This window comes from Halomonas sp. BM-2019 (genome assembly GCF_017584085.1).
This window is the reverse complement of record NZ_CP071922.1, coordinates 77,765-91,097: the sequence shown is the minus strand read 5'-3', so window position 1 is coordinate 91,097 and position 13,333 is coordinate 77,765. Positions and strand designations below refer to the sequence as shown.

Below are 13,333 nucleotides of genomic sequence, written 5' to 3'. Positions count from 1 at the left end.
AGGTCACCGGCCCGTCGTTGACCAGCGAGACCTGCATGTAGGCGGCGAACTCGCCGCAGGCCACCTTCGGCCAGGCCGCTTCGGCCCGCTCCAGCAGGTAGTGGAAGAGGCGGTCGCCCTCGGCGGGCGGCGCGGCACTGGAGAAGCTAGGGCGCAGCCCCTTGCGAGTATCCGCCGCCAGGGTGAACTGGGAGACCAGCAGCAGCCCGCCGTCGACCTGCTGCAGGTTGAGGTTCATCTTGTCGTCGGCGTCGCCGAACACCCGGTAGTGCAGCAGCCTGTGCAGCAGCCGCTCGGCGGCGGCCTCGTCGTCGCCCTTCTCCACGCCCACCAGGGCCAGCAGGCCGTGGTCGATGGCGCCCAGGGTGCGCCCTTCCACGGCCACGCTGGCCCGGGAGACGCGCTGAATCAGTGCCTTCATCATGCCTTCCCTCTGGTTTCAAGCGGCCAAGGGTAGCATGGGACGGGCGGCCTACCAGGCGCGACAGAGCATGATGTCGCAGTGGGGCTCGGCCAGCAGCTGCTCGGTGATATGGCTCTGGCGCCCCAGCTGGCCGCGGCTGCCCAGCGCCAGCAGGTCCGGGGGCAGGCGGCGCAGGCGGGTCATCAGCACCTCCAGGGGGTCGCCCTGCTCCAGCACCAGCTCCAGCTCCGGCACGTCGTCGAGCTCGGCCATCAGCTGCTCGGTCTCGCGCTCGAGCTGGGCGCGCAGGCGGGCCACCTCGCGATCCCGCCAGCGAGCGTAGTCGCTGTCGGAGCCCAGCTCGCGCTCGCCGGGAATGTCCCAGGCGTGGAGCAGGGTGAGGCGTGCCTCGGGGAAGCGCTTGAGGGTCTCGCGCAGGGTATGGCGCGAGGTCAGCGAGAAGTCCACCGGCACCAGGATGTCGCGCCACTCCTGGCTGGCCAGGTGGCTCACCGTCAGTACTGGACAGGGGGCGCTGCGCAGCACCCGGGCCAGGGTGGTGCCGGCGACCAGGTCCGGCTGGCCGCGCTTGCGGTGGGCGCCGAGGATGATCATGTCCACCTCCCGCTCGTGGGCCTCGCGGATGATCTCGGCGTAGGGGGCGCCGGCCACCGTCTGCAGCAGCACCTGGGGCTCGGGCAGGGCGTAGTCCTCGCGGATATCGGTCAGCATGGCCTGCATGTCGGCCACCACGGCCTCCTCCAGGTCATGCAGCACCCGCCGCGGCAGGTAGGGGTCGAGCACGTGGATCACGTCCAGGCGGGCGCCCTGTTCACCGGCCAGGCGCAGGGCCCGGGCGAAGGCGGCGCGGTTCTCGGCCGAGAGGTCGCAGGCGAACAGCAGGGTCTGGGTCATGGTGGCGGTCTCCGCTTCCCGAAAGGTGGGACCTTCAGGATGGGAGGCCGGCGCCGCCCCTGCAAGGAGCAAAGCGCCGGAGGTGCCCTACCACCAGGCGTGGAAGTGGTGCACCGGGCCGCGCCCTTGACCCACATCAAGGCGCTGGCTCGCGGCCAGGGCCGCGCCTAGCCACTGCTTGGCAGCCGCCACGGCGGCCGGCAGGGCCTCGCCCAGGGCCAGGCGGGCGGCGATGGCCGAGGAGAGGGTGCAGCCGGTGCCGTGCAGGTTGGCGGTGTCGACCCGGGCGCCCTCCACCCAGGTGGCCGTCTCGGGGGTGATCAGCAGGTCGGGGCACTCTTCGCCGCTCAGGTGACCCCCCTTGAGCAGGGTGGCACCGGCGCCCAGTGCCCGCAGCGCCGGCGCCAGGGCCTGCATGCCGTCGCGGTCGCCCGGCTCCGGCGCGTCGATCAGCACCGCGGCCTCCGGCAGGTTGGGGGTGACCAGGTCGGCCAGCGGCACCAGCACCTCGCGCACCGCGCGGATGCCGGCATCATCCACCAGGATGTCGCCGCTCTTGGCCACCATCACCGGGTCGAGCACCACCCAGCGCGGGCGGCGGCGGGTCAGCGCCGCGCGGATCACCTCGGCCACCTCGCGACTCGCCACCATGCCGATCTTCACCGCGTCGATGAGCACGTCGTCGAGCAGAGTCTCGAGCTGGGCCGCGATGAACTCGGCCGGCACCGGGTGCACGCCGGTGACGCCGCGGGTGTTCTGGGCGGTCAGCGCGGTGATCACGCTGGTACCATAGGCGCCCAGCGCCGAGAAGGTCTTGAGGTCGGCCTGGATGCCGGCGCCCCCGCTGGGGTCGGAGCCGGCGATGGTCAGCACATTGGGAATCACGTGTCTGGGAGTCGAGGATGCATCGTTCATGAAGTCACCTGACGGCAAGGGTCAATGCTGAGTCTGTTCGTGGTGGCCCTGGTCAGCGCCACCCTGCTGCCGGGGGGCTCCGAGGTATGGCTGGCGCGGCTCTGGTGCCTGGGCGAGCCGGCCCTGATGCTGTGGGCGGTGGCCACCGCCGGCAACACCCTGGGCAGCCTGATCAACGTCTGGATGGGGCGCTATGCGCGCCGCTTCCAGGACCGGCGCTGGTTTCCCGCCTCGCCGGCGGGGCTGGCCCGGGCCGAGCGCTGGTACTTCCGCTTCGGCGAGTGGAGCCTGCTCTTCTCCTGGGCCCCGGTGGTGGGCGACCCGCTCACCGTGCTGGCCGGCGTCTTCCGGCTGCCCTGGTGGCGGGCCATCCTGCTGATCACCCTGGCCAAGGGCGGGCGCTACGCCGTGGTGCTGCTGCTGGCCCACCAGTGGCTGGCGCCTCTCTGCCAGTAAACAAGCCCAAGGCCGGGCGCTACAGCACCGAGGGCAGCCAGGTGGCTAGCCCCGGCATCAGCGCCAGCGCCAGCAGCATGGCCAGCTGCATGCCGATGAAGGGGATCACCCCCCGGTAGATCGCCGAGGTGGGCACGGTGTCCGGCGTCACCCCGCGCAGGTAGAAGAGCGCGAAGCCGAAGGGTGGCGTCAGGAAGGAGGTCTGCAGGTTCACCGCGATCATGATGCCCAGCCAGATCGGGTCGACCCCCATGGCCAGCAGTACCGGCCCGACGATGGGCACCACCACGAAGGTGATCTCGATGAAGTCGAGGATGAAGCCGAGCAGGAAGATCACCACCATCACCACCAGGGTGGCGCCTACCACGCCGCCGGGCAGGGCCTCGAACAGCTCGGTGACCAGCTCCTCGCCGCCGAAGGCGCGGAACACCAGGGAGAAGAGGGCCGCGCCGATCAGGATCAGGAACACCATGCTGGTGACCTGGGCGGTAGACTGCACCACCTCGCGCAGCACCGGTACGCTCAGGCGACGGTTCACCAGGGCCAGCAGGAAGGCGCCGAAGGCGCCCACCGCCGAGGCCTCGGTGGGGGTGGCGAAGCCGCCGAGGATCGAGCCCAGCACGGCGACGATCAGCAGCACCGGTGGCACCAGCCCCTTGAGCAGCAGTGGCCAGAGGCTGCCGGTATGGCCCAGCTCTGCCATCAGCGAGCGGCGGTCGGCGGGTGGGGCCGCCTCGGGCTTCAGCCAGGCGGTGATCACCAGGTAGAGGATATAGGCCACCACCAGCAGCAGGCCCGGTACCAGGGCGCCGATGAACAGATCCCCCACCGAGAGGGTGCGCGGGCTCCACACCCCCATGGCGAGCTGGGCCTGCTGGTAGGCGTTGTTGAGCACGTCGCCCAGCAGCACCAGGGCGATGGAGGGGGGAATGATCTGCCCCAGGGTGCCGGTGGCGCAGATGCTGCCGGTGGCAAGCTGAGGCGAGTAGCCGCGCTTGAGCATGGTGGGCAGCGAGAGCAGCCCCATGGTCACCACGGTGGCGCCGACGATGCCGGTGGAGGCCGCCAGCAGCATGCCCACCAGCACCACGGCAATGCCCAGCCCGCCGCGCAGGGCACCGAAGGCCAGCGACATGGCGTCGAGCAGGGTCTCGGCGATGCGCGACTTCTCCAGCAGCACCCCCATCAGCACGAACAGCGGCACCGCCAGCAGCGTCTGGTTGGTCATGATGCCGTAGAGCCGGTTGGGCATGGCGCCCAGGTAGCGGGTCTCGAAGGGGACCGGCACGCCCAGTTGGATCAGCACATAGCCGAGGCCGGCGAAGATCAGCGCGGTGCCGGCCAGCGACAGTGCCACCGGGTAGCCCAGCATCAGCACGCCGCACACCGCGGCGAACATCACCAGCGGCAGGAACTCGAGGAGGGTGGCCAGCATCACAGGAGCTCCTCGTGGGGCGGGGCGTCGCTGGGCAGGCGGTGGCGGATGATCAGCACCTGGCGGATCAGCTGGGCGATGCCCTGGATCAGCAGCAGCGCCATCATCACGAGGATCAGGCTCTTGAGCAGGTAGACGCCGGGGATGCCGCCGTCCGGCGAGCGCTCCAGGATCGCCCAGCTGCTTCGCACGTAACCGACGCTGCCGATGGCGATGAAGAGCGCCACGGGGATCAGCAGGAAGAGGGTGCCGCAGAGGTCGACCCAGGCGCGCCCCCGGGCGGAGAGGCGACGGTAGAAGATGTCCACACGCACATGGCCGTCGCGGCGCAGGGTCCAGGCGGCGCCCAGCATGAAGACGGCGGCGTGCATGTACATCACCGACTCCTGCATCACGATGTTGTGGATGCTGAAGACGTAGCGCATCACCACGATGGCGAACTGCACCAGCATCATGAAGATCACCAGCCAGGCGACGGCCGTGCCGATGCGGTCGGTAAAGGCGTCCAGGCCCCGGAGCAGGGCCGGTTCGCGGGCGGGGGGTGTCATGGGAAGTCTCGAGCGGAAGCGGAAACGACGGGCATCATCGCCGATTCGGCGGCGATCGTCATCCCCGAGTCTCAGCTCAGGGTTTCAACCCCTTGTGCCACCCCGGGATGCGGCGGCCCTCAGCGGTGCTCGGCCTTGAGCCGGGTGGTCATGGCCTGCAGGCAGGCCGCCGGCAGTTGGACATCCACGGCGATCGGCAGGTGGTCGGAGAAGAGATGGTCGAGCACCCGTACCTCGTCGGCCTGCAGCGAGTTGGACAGCAGGATATGGTCCAGGGCGCGCCGCGGCTGCCAGGAGGGGTAGCTGAGCAGCGGCCGCACCGGATGCAGCGGCAGCGAGGCGCAGAAGCGCTGGTGCCCGTGGAGCTGTTCCGGGGTGCAGTTCAGGTCGCCCATCACCACCACGTGGCGCAGGGGCTGGATGATCTCGCTGAGGTAGTCGAGCTGGCGCACCCGGGTGCGATGGCCCAGCGCGAGATGGGCCACGAAGAGATGCAGGGCATCGGGGCCCTCACCGAAGCGGGCATGGATGGCGCCGCGCCCGGGCAGGGTGCCGGGCAGGCGGTGCTCCTCGACGCGACTCGGGCTCAAGCGTGACAGCAGCCCGTTGCTGTGCTGGGCGATACGGCCCAGGTTGCGGTTGAGCTGCTGGAAGTGATGGGGAAAGCCGCCGCGGCTGGCCAGGTACTCCACCTGGTTGACGTGGTTGGAGCGGAAGCTGCCACCGTCGACCTCCTGGAGTCCGACGATATCGAAGCGGCCCAGCACCTCACTGACCATGTCCAGGCGCCGCAGGCGCTTGGGGTGCGGCAGCAGGTGCTGCCAGCTGCGGGTCAGGTAGTGGTGGTAGGCCGAGGTCTGGATGCCCACCTGCAGGTTGAAGGTGAGCAGCTTCAGGTGGCCGCCCTCCAGGGGCGGCGTCCTGGCGTCAGCCAGATGGGTCATCTCAGTCCTCGCGCTCCTCGCGGACCTTCGCGATCAGGGCGTCGGCGATCTGCGGCATGTTGGCGAGGCTGCCGGCGCTGCTCGGGGTGACCAGGTAGCGGCCGTCGACCACGATTGCGGGAACGCCCATCAGGCGCATGTCGCGCAGCCGCGCGTGGGCCTGGTTGACCTTGCTCTTCACCGCGAAGGAGCCCAGCGCCTGGCGGGCTTCCTCCTCGCTGACGCCGTAGTCGCTGTAGAAGGCGGCGATGTCGTCCGCCTCGGTGAGGCGGCGGTTCTGCTGGTGGATGGCGTCGAAGAAGTCGGCGTGCACCGCCTCAAGGATGCCCAGCTCCTCGGCGGCGTAGAAGGCGGCGGCATGCTTGTTCCAGTCGCCCCCCATGGTGCCCGGCAGGTGCTCCACGCTGACGTCGTCGTCCAGGGTCGCGTACCAGGCGGTGATGGGCTCCTGCAGGTTGTAGCAGTGCGGGCAGCCGTACCAGAACGCCTCGATGACCTCGATCTGGCCGTCTGCGACCCGGGTCTCGACCGGCTGGGGCAGCACCTCGTAGTGCTGGCCTTCGACGAGCGGAGAAGCCTGGGCCAGGCTCGACAGGCCGAGGCCGGCCAGGGCAAACATCAGGGGCTTGAACATCGGTTGACTCTCTCCTTGGATGATCCGGCAGGGGCCGGGCGTCGCTGCCTTTGAGCCCACCCGCCGCCGAGGGTTCCCGGCCATGCTGGTACTGCAGATAGGCTCAGGGCGGCCCGTGGGCCGCCCTGGTGCGTCGTCGATTCTGCGTCGACTGCCGTCAGCGCGGGCCAGGCTCAGTGCAGGCCGTACATGTAGGTGGCCACGGCTTCCATGTCGTCATCGCTCATCTTGGCGGCGATGTCGCGCATGATGTTGCCCGGATCGTTGGCCCGCTCGCCGGCGGCGAAGTCCTGCAGCGTGGAGACGGTGTATGCGATGAACTGGCCGGAGAGCGCCGGGTAGACGGCGCTGCCGATGCCCTCGCCGGTGGGGGTGTGACAGGCGGCGCAGGAGGGGATGCCCTTGGCCATGTCGCCGGCGCGATAGAGTTCCTCGCCGCGGGCCAGCTGCTCCGTATGGTCGGGGTTGACCTGGCCCAGGTTGGCATCCCGCTCGGCGTAGAACTTGGCCACGTCCCAGGCGTCCTGGTCGGAGAAATCGTCCACCTGGCCGACCATCTCCGGCACCAGGCGGCGACCGTCGCGGATATCCATGATCTGCTTGGCCGTATAGGACATCTGCTGCCCGGCGAGGTGCGGGAAGGAGGCAGACGGACTGATGCCCTCCTGACCGTGACAGGCGGCGCAGTTCTGAGCCTTCTCGCGGCCCGCCGCCGCGTCGGCGTCGGCCTCCAGGTCGGCGTGGGCGGCGCCGACGGCGCCCATGGTGATTGCCAGGCTTGCCAGTAACTTTCTCATCGCTAATCCACTATGCCGTTACGTTGTTGACCGGTACGTACCCTGGGTGCCGCCCGGATCGCGAGCCGCCGGGCCTTGCCACAGGCGGCTGTTCGCGGACGTCGAGGGCGCGGTGGTACACTAGCGTGCCCCGGGTCGCAGAGAAAAGACACTGCATTATACCGAATCCCCCCGGCCGCGGGAATGCAAGCCGCGCCCCGCCCCCTTCGACCATCGTCAGGATGTCATCGCCATGGCGCGACTCAACTACCAGACCGCCCGTTTTCTCACCAGTGCCCCTACCCTGGCCCAGTGCCCATCCGACGGCGGAGCCGAGGTGGCCTTCGCCGGCCGCTCCAACGCCGGCAAGTCCAGCGCCATCAATACCCTGACCCGCCAGAAGGCGCTGGCACGTACCTCCAAGACCCCAGGGAGGACGCAGCTGATCAACTTCTTCGGCCTGGGGGAGGACACCGACCATCGCCTGGTCGACCTGCCCGGCTACGGCTTCGCCAAGGTGCCGGAGCAGGTCAAGCTGGAGTGGCAGCGCCACCTCTCCGACTACCTGCAGCGGCGCGCCTCGTTGCGTGGCCTGGTGCTGGTGATGGACGTTCGCCACCCGCTCTCCGAGTTCGACCAGACTCTGCTGGGCTGGGCCGACGACCAGGCGATGCCGGTGCATATCCTGCTCACCAAGGCCGACAAGCTGAAGCGCGGCGCGGCGATGAGCGCCCTGCAGCAGGTGCGTTCCCGCCTGCGCGAATGGGAGGATCTGGTCAGCATTCAGCTCTTCTCGTCCCTCAAGGGACAGGGCATCGATACCCTGGAGGCGCGCCTCGACGCCTGGCTGCTGGACTAGCCCCTTTTTCGAGTCTTGGCAGTATGGCCGAGCGCAGCCAGTATTCGGACAGAGCCCAGTGGGAGGGCGGCTCTGCCGCGCGAATGGCGCCGCAGGCGCCCTAGGGTGTGGGTGAGGTTGGTATCTCCCGCCAGGAGGCCTTCGGCCTCCATTCGCCCGGGGGACCCGGCCTCCCACCCTGTCACCTGCCTCACATATTCACGCCGGATTGCGATGATTCTTTTTTTCCAGCCAGGCGATCAGCTCCGGCAGTTCGCGCACATGGTCCAGGCGGTGGATGCCGTCGGGCAGCGGGCGGTCGTCGGGGCCGATCCAGGCCGCCTGCATGCCGAGGCGCCTCGCCGGCAGGGCGTCCTCGGCCCAGGAATCCCCCACATGCAGCGCTCGGGAGGGCGGCGCGCCGAGCCGGGCCAGGGCCGCCAGGAAGGGGCGTGGGTCGGGTTTGGGTGCGAGCATCTCGCCGGCAGCGATGGCCACCGGGAAGTGGCGCCCCAGGGGCAGGCGGGCGATCTCCACGTTGCCGTTGGTGATGCTGGCCAGCCGGTAGCGTTTGCCCAGCTCGCTCAGCAGCGCCTCCACCTCGTCGTGGGGCGTGACCTCGTGGCGCAGCGCCATGAAGCGCTCCATGGCCCGGATGGCCCAGCCCTCGGCGTGGGCCGGCGCCAGGCCGTACGCCCCCAGCAGCTCGGTCAGCGCCCGGCGGCGCAGCCAGGTGAAGTCGCCGCGCCGCAGCGGGTGGGCGCCGGCCAGGCGCAGACGGTGTTCGATGAAGGCCTCCAGGGGGAAGCGCTCGGCGAAGCGGCCGCTGGCGCCTGGCGGCGACGCCCCGTCGTCGTGCTCGCCGAGCCGCTCTTCCAACCATTCGTGCAGCGCCTCGTCCAGCCAGGCGTAGTGGCCGCTCTCGGTGCGACGCATCACCCCGCCGTTGTCCCACAGGGTGTCGTCCAGGTCGAAGGTGATCGCCTCGAGCCTCATGTCGGGGCCTCGTCGTCGTGGCGGGGCGGGCGGCGCCGCGCCCGGGGGTGGGCGGCGCGGTGGCCGAGGCGCGTGCCGCGGGTGCCGACGAACAGCGCCGTCTCGCCCGGGGCGGCCAGGGTATCGCGGATGGCGAGCCAGGCGTCGAGGGCCGACCGGGCCCCTCGGCCTACCGGTACCTGGCGGGGCTTGCTGCCCTTGCCCAGCACCCGCACCCGCCCGGTCTGCAGGTCGCCGAGGTCGAGACCGGCCAGCTCCGCCAGGCGCAGGCCACTGGAGTAGAAGAGTTCCAGCATCGCCTGGTCGCGTACCGCCAGGGGTGAGCCGTCGTGGGGGGTATCCAGGAACCGGGCGAGCCGGTCCACGTCGAGCGGGCTCGGCAGGTGGTGGGGCTGGCGCGGCGCCCGGGTCAGGGCGACCGGATTGTGGTCGAGCAGGCCTCGGGCCACCAGGTGGTCGGCCAGCCGCGAGATCGCCGAGCGGCGGCGGGCCAGGCTGCGCGGTGCCAGGCCCCGGGCCCGCTCGCCGCCCAGGAAACGGCGCAGCAGCTGGGCGTTCAGGGCCCGCCAGCCATCGAGTTCGCGTTCGCTCAGAAAGACCAGCAGGGAAGTGAGGTCGCGGCGATAGGCATCCAGCGTGGCGGGGCTTGCCGTGCGGGCGAGGCCGGCCAGGAAGGCCTCGACCTCCCCGCTCAGGGTGCCGCACCGGGTGGGCGGCTCAGTCATGGCGTGACGCGTGGCGCACCAGCAAACGCGCCACCACGTCCCCCACGTACTCGGTGAACAGGGTGTCCATGCTGGCGCGATAGTGGTCGGGGTCGGGGCTGGCCAGCACCAGGAAGCCCAGGGGCTCGCCCAGGGTCAGCCGGGTGATGGCGCAGGAACCCGACTTGCGCGGCGCAGTGGCATGGGGCAGTAGCCGCTTCCAGTCGGTGGGCGTCAGCCGGGTACAGCGACTGGTGCGACCGTCGAGCAGTGCCGCCAGACGTGAGCCGGCGTGCTCGTCGAGCACCTGGCGCGGCGCCTGGGGCGGCCGGGGCTCGGCATCGGTGAGGCTGGCCGGGCACCACAGCGCCACCGCCGGCGTCTCGAAGCGCTCGCAGAACTGGGTGGCCAGCGCCTGGCCCAGGGCGTCGCCATCCTCGGCCTCCAGCAGCGCCAGCACCAGCTCGCGGGTGCGACGGTACTGGGCCTCGGTGTGGCGGGCCGACTCCAGCAGCTGCTCCAGGCGCCACTCGGCCTGCTCGGCACGGCTGCGCAGGTCGTGGACCAGGCGCTCCAGCAGCGAGGTGGCCCCGCGGGCCTCGGGGTGCGGCACGCGCAGCTGCTGCAGCAGCCCCTCGCGACCGACGAAGAAGTCCGGGTGGGTGGCCAGCCATTCGGCCACCCGGTCCGGGTCGAGGGTCTTGCGCGGTTCGGGAACGGCTCGTGACATACCTACTCCTAGGGCGGTCGCGCCATGGATCAGCTCAGGGCGATGCGGCCATCAAAGACCCGTACGGCGGGGCCGGTCATGGCCAGCGGGGTGCCGGGCCCTGCCCATTCGATGGCCAGGTCGCCGCCGGGCAGGTGCACGGTGACCGGGCTCTCCAGCAGGCCCTGGCGGACGCCGCAGGCCACGGCGGCGCAGGCGCCGGTGCCGCAGGCCAGGGTCTCCCCGCTGCCCCGCTCGTAGACCCGCAGGCGGATCTCGTGGGGCGAGACCACCTCCATGAAGCCCACGTTGACCCGCTTCGGGAAGCGCGGGTGGGCCTCGATGGCCGGCCCCAGACGCGCCACCGGGGCGCGCTCGACGTCGTCGACCCGCAGCACCGCATGGGGGTTGCCCAGGGAGACGGCGCCGATCTCGACACGCTGGCCCTCGACCTCGAGGGGGTAGAGCAGGCGCTCCTCGGCGGCGTCGAAGGGCAGGGCCTCGGGGGCGAAGCGCGGCTCCCCCATGTCGACCCGCACCCGGCCATCGTCCTCCACCAGCAGTACCAGGGGGCCGCCGGCGGTCTCCACGCGGATTTCGTGCTTGTGGGTCAGGCGCTGGTCGCGCACGAAGCGGGCGAAGCAGCGCGCGCCGTTGCCGCAGTTCTCCACCTCGCTGCCGTCGGCGTTGAAGATCCGGTAGCGGAAGTCCATTTCCGGGTCCCGGGGCGGCTCGACGATCAGCAGCTGGTCGAAGCCGACGCCGAAGCGGCGGTCGGCCAGGCGACGGATCTGGTCATCCTGCAGGCGGGCCCGCTGGGTCACCAGGTCGATCACCATGAAGTCGTTGCCCAGGCCCTGCATCTTGGTGAAGTGCAGCAGCATCAGTCGGCCTCCTCCGGCAGCAGCGTCTCACCGGCCCACAGCTCCTCGAGGCGCTCGCGGCGACGCACCAGGTGGACGGCATCACCGTCCACCATCACCTCGGCGGGGCGCGGGCGGCTGTTGTAGTTGGAGGCCATCACGAAGCCGTAGGCCCCGGCGGAGCGCACCGCCAGCAGGTCGCCGGCGGCGATGGCAAGCGTACGCTCCTTGCCGAGGAAGTCGCCGGTCTCGCACACCGGACCCACCACGTCGTAGCTGGCGGTATCCCGGGCGCGGCGGGTATCCACCGGCAGGATCGCCTGCCAGGCCTGATAGAGCGCGGGGCGGATCAGGTCGTTCATGCCGGCATCGACGATGGCGAAGCTCCTGGTCTCGCCGGGCTTGAGGAACTCCACCCGGGTCAGCAGCACCCCGGCGTTGGCGGCGATGGAGCGGCCCGGTTCGAAGAGCAGCGTCAGCCGCTCGCTGCCCTCCCACTGGGCCAAGCGCTCGAGCAGCGCCGAGGCATAGTCGAAGGGGGCGGGGGGGCGCTCGTCGCGGTAGGGCACACCGAGGCCGCCGCCGAGGTCCAGGTGCTCCACCTCGATGCCTCGCTCGCGCAGGCGCTCGAGCAGCACCAGCAGGCGATCCAGGGCGTCCAGGAAGGGGGCCAGCTCGGTAAGCTGGGAACCGATATGGCAGTCCAGGCCGACCACCTTCACCCCCGGCAGGCGGGCGGCCAGTTCGTAGACGGCCAGCGCCTCGTCCACCGGGATGCCGAACTTGTTCTCCTTGAGCCCGGTGGAGATATAGGGGTGGGTGCCGGCGTCCACGTCCGGGTTGACCCGCAGGGAGACCGGGGCGACCTTGCCGAGCCGGCCGGCCACCTCGTTCAGGCGTTCGAGCTCGGGACGCGACTCCACGTTGAAGCACTTGATGCCCACCTCCAGCGCCCGGGCCATCTCGGCCTCCTGCTTGGCGACGCCGGAGAAGACCACGTGGGCGGGGGTGCCGCCGGCGGCCAGCACCCGCTCCAGTTCGCCCATTGATACGATGTCGAAGCCGGCGCCCATCCGCGCCAGAAGGCCCAGCACGGCCAGGTTGGAATTGGCCTTCACCGCGTAGCAGATCAGGTGGGGGTGGCCGCCCAGCGCCTCGGTGTAGGCGCGGAAGTGCCGGGCCAGGGTGGCCTTGGAGTAGACGTAGCAGGGCGTGCCGAACTGCTCGGCGATGCGGGTCAGGGGGACCTCCTCGCCGTAGAGCACGCCGTCGCGGTATTCGAAATGGTCCATGCCTAGGTCTCGTTGTCGTCGGTGTCTCGCGGGCCATAGCGCTCCGCGGTCCGCTCGTCGTCGGGCAGATAGAGCGGGCCCTTCTGCCCGCAGCCGGCCAGGCCCAGCGCCATCGCCAGTGCCAGGCTCAGCGCCAGGGTGGCAGGGGCGAGGCGACGCATCAGGCCTCGGCCTCCGGGGCGCTCTCCATCGGGCTCTCCATCGGGTTCTCCATCAAGGCCAGGGCGTCGCGGGCGCGCTGGGCGGCGGCGCGCACCTGATCCGGGGCGGTGCCGCCGATATGGTTGCGGGCGGCCACCGAGCCCTCCAGGGTCAGCACCTCGAAGACATCGCCTTCGATGACGTCGGAGAACTGCCGCAGCTCCTCGAGGCTCATCTCGGAGAGGTCCTTCTGCTGCTTGAGGCCGTAGGCCACGGAGAGGCCGACGATCTCGTGGGCGTCGCGGAAGGCCACGCCGCGGCGCACCAGGTAGTCGGCCAGGTCGGTGGCGGTGGAGAAGCCGCGCCGCGCCGCCTCGGCCATCCGCGCCTTCTTCGGCTCGATGGCCGGCACCATGTCGGCGAAGGCCTTGAGGCAGTCCTTGACGGTGTCCACGGCGTCGAACAGCGGCTCCTTGTCCTCCTGGTTGTCCTTGTTGTAGGCCAGCGGCTGGGACTTCATCAGGGTCAGCAGGCCCATCAGGTGGCCGTAGACCCGGCCCGACTTGCCGCGCACCAGCTCGGGCACGTCGGGGTTCTTCTTCTGCGGCATGATCGAGGAGCCGGTGCAGAAGCGGTCGGGGAGGTCGATGAAGTCGAACTGGGCGCTGGTCCAGAGCACCAGCTCCTCGCTCATCCGCGACAGGTGCATCAGCAGCAGGCTGGCGAAGGCCGTGAACTCGATGGCGAAGTCGCGATCGCTCACC

Annotated in this window: 16 protein-coding genes and 1 pseudogene; 2 read left to right on the top strand and 15 right to left on the bottom strand. The window is 70.4% G+C overall.

The features are described 5' to 3' along the window. The 3 genes from dtd to thiD all read right to left on the bottom strand — a co-directional run. Window positions 1-421, bottom strand: a 421-nt coding sequence (gene dtd / locus J5F18_RS00475) for a D-aminoacyl-tRNA deacylase (RefSeq protein ID WP_346300413.1), incomplete at its 3' end; no start/stop codon positions are given. A 51-nt stretch (window positions 422-472) separates the two neighbouring features. Then, window positions 473-1,318, bottom strand: a complete 846-nt coding sequence (locus J5F18_RS00470) for a universal stress protein (protein WP_346300412.1) — start codon at window positions 1,316-1,318, stop codon at window positions 473-475. 87 nt (window positions 1,319-1,405) lie between these two features. Continuing rightward, window positions 1,406-2,233, bottom strand: a complete 828-nt coding sequence (gene thiD, locus J5F18_RS00465) for a bifunctional hydroxymethylpyrimidine kinase/phosphomethylpyrimidine kinase (protein ID WP_346300411.1) — start codon at window positions 2,231-2,233, stop codon at window positions 1,406-1,408. Window positions 2,234-2,257: 24 nt separating this feature from the next. Here thiD and J5F18_RS00460 point away from each other — a divergent pair, with 24 nt between their 5' ends. Next, on the top strand, window positions 2,258-2,689 hold the full coding sequence (locus tag J5F18_RS00460) for a YqaA family protein (RefSeq protein ID WP_346300410.1): 432 nt from the start codon (window positions 2,258-2,260) through the stop codon (window positions 2,687-2,689). A gap of 19 nt (window positions 2,690-2,708) precedes the next feature. Here J5F18_RS00460 and J5F18_RS00455 read toward each other — a convergent pair whose 3' ends face one another. The 5 genes from J5F18_RS00455 to J5F18_RS00435 all read right to left on the bottom strand — a co-directional run bounded on the left by J5F18_RS00455 (window position 2,709) and on the right by J5F18_RS00435 (window position 7,047). After that, complete coding sequence (locus J5F18_RS00455; protein WP_346300409.1) at window positions 2,709-4,124, bottom strand: TRAP transporter large permease subunit; 1,416 nt, start codon at window positions 4,122-4,124, stop codon at window positions 2,709-2,711. Beyond that, window positions 4,124-4,672 carry a TRAP transporter small permease subunit gene (locus J5F18_RS00450; protein ID WP_346300408.1) on the bottom strand — a complete coding sequence of 183 codons (549 nt, stop codon included), beginning with the start codon at window positions 4,670-4,672 and terminating at the stop codon, window positions 4,124-4,126. Before J5F18_RS00450 ends, J5F18_RS00455 begins: the two co-directional genes overlap by 1 nt. Before the next feature lie 119 nt (window positions 4,673-4,791). Then, on the bottom strand, window positions 4,792-5,616 hold the full coding sequence (locus J5F18_RS00445) for an endonuclease/exonuclease/phosphatase family protein (protein WP_346300407.1): 825 nt from the start codon (window positions 5,614-5,616) through the stop codon (window positions 4,792-4,794). Window position 5,617: 1 nt separating this feature from the next. Beyond that, window positions 5,618-6,250 (bottom strand): thiol:disulfide interchange protein DsbA/DsbL, encoded by a 633-nt coding sequence (locus tag J5F18_RS00440; protein WP_346300406.1) that lies wholly within the window; start codon window positions 6,248-6,250, stop codon window positions 5,618-5,620. Window positions 6,251-6,423: 173 nt separating this feature from the next. Then, the gene (locus tag J5F18_RS00435; RefSeq protein ID WP_346300405.1) at window positions 6,424-7,047 is read right to left on the bottom strand and encodes a c-type cytochrome; all 624 of its coding nucleotides are present in this window, start codon (window positions 7,045-7,047) and stop codon (window positions 6,424-6,426) included. Window positions 7,048-7,279: 232 nt separating this feature from the next. Here J5F18_RS00435 and yihA point away from each other — a divergent pair, with 232 nt between their 5' ends. Continuing rightward, entirely contained in the window at window positions 7,280-7,885 is a 606-nt protein-coding gene (yihA, locus tag J5F18_RS00430) for a ribosome biogenesis GTP-binding protein YihA/YsxC (protein ID WP_346300404.1), read from the top strand. A 198-nt stretch (window positions 7,886-8,083) separates the two neighbouring features. On the opposite strand, the gene J5F18_RS00425 is transcribed toward yihA, so the two are convergent. From J5F18_RS00425 to argH, 7 genes and pseudogenes are all read right to left on the bottom strand, one after another. Beyond that, complete coding sequence (locus J5F18_RS00425; RefSeq protein ID WP_346300403.1) at window positions 8,084-8,860, bottom strand: HAD family hydrolase; 777 nt, start codon at window positions 8,858-8,860, stop codon at window positions 8,084-8,086. Between the two features lie 53 nt (window positions 8,861-8,913). Then, window positions 8,914-9,585: pseudogene (locus J5F18_RS00420) on the bottom strand (tyrosine-type recombinase/integrase); the annotation flags it as partial. Beyond that, a complete protein-coding gene (locus J5F18_RS00415; RefSeq protein WP_346300402.1) occupies window positions 9,578-10,294 on the bottom strand; it encodes a DUF484 family protein in 717 nt (238 codons plus the stop codon). The pseudogene J5F18_RS00420 and the gene J5F18_RS00415, both read right to left, overlap by 8 nt. Window positions 10,295-10,323: 29 nt before the next feature. After that, complete coding sequence (gene dapF / locus J5F18_RS00410) at window positions 10,324-11,157, bottom strand: diaminopimelate epimerase (protein WP_346300401.1); 834 nt, start codon at window positions 11,155-11,157, stop codon at window positions 10,324-10,326. Next, window positions 11,157-12,428, bottom strand: a complete 1,272-nt coding sequence (gene lysA, locus J5F18_RS00405) for a diaminopimelate decarboxylase (RefSeq protein ID WP_346300400.1) — start codon at window positions 12,426-12,428, stop codon at window positions 11,157-11,159. The genes dapF and lysA overlap by 1 nt, the downstream gene beginning before the upstream one ends. A gap of 2 nt (window positions 12,429-12,430) precedes the next feature. Further along, window positions 12,431-12,589, bottom strand: a complete 159-nt coding sequence (locus J5F18_RS00400; RefSeq protein WP_346300399.1) for a lipoprotein — start codon at window positions 12,587-12,589, stop codon at window positions 12,431-12,433. After that, window positions 12,589-13,333 (bottom strand): argininosuccinate lyase (gene argH / locus J5F18_RS00395; RefSeq protein ID WP_346300398.1); only part of this gene is annotated, 745 nt, incomplete at its 5' end. The genes argH and J5F18_RS00400, both read right to left, overlap by 1 nt.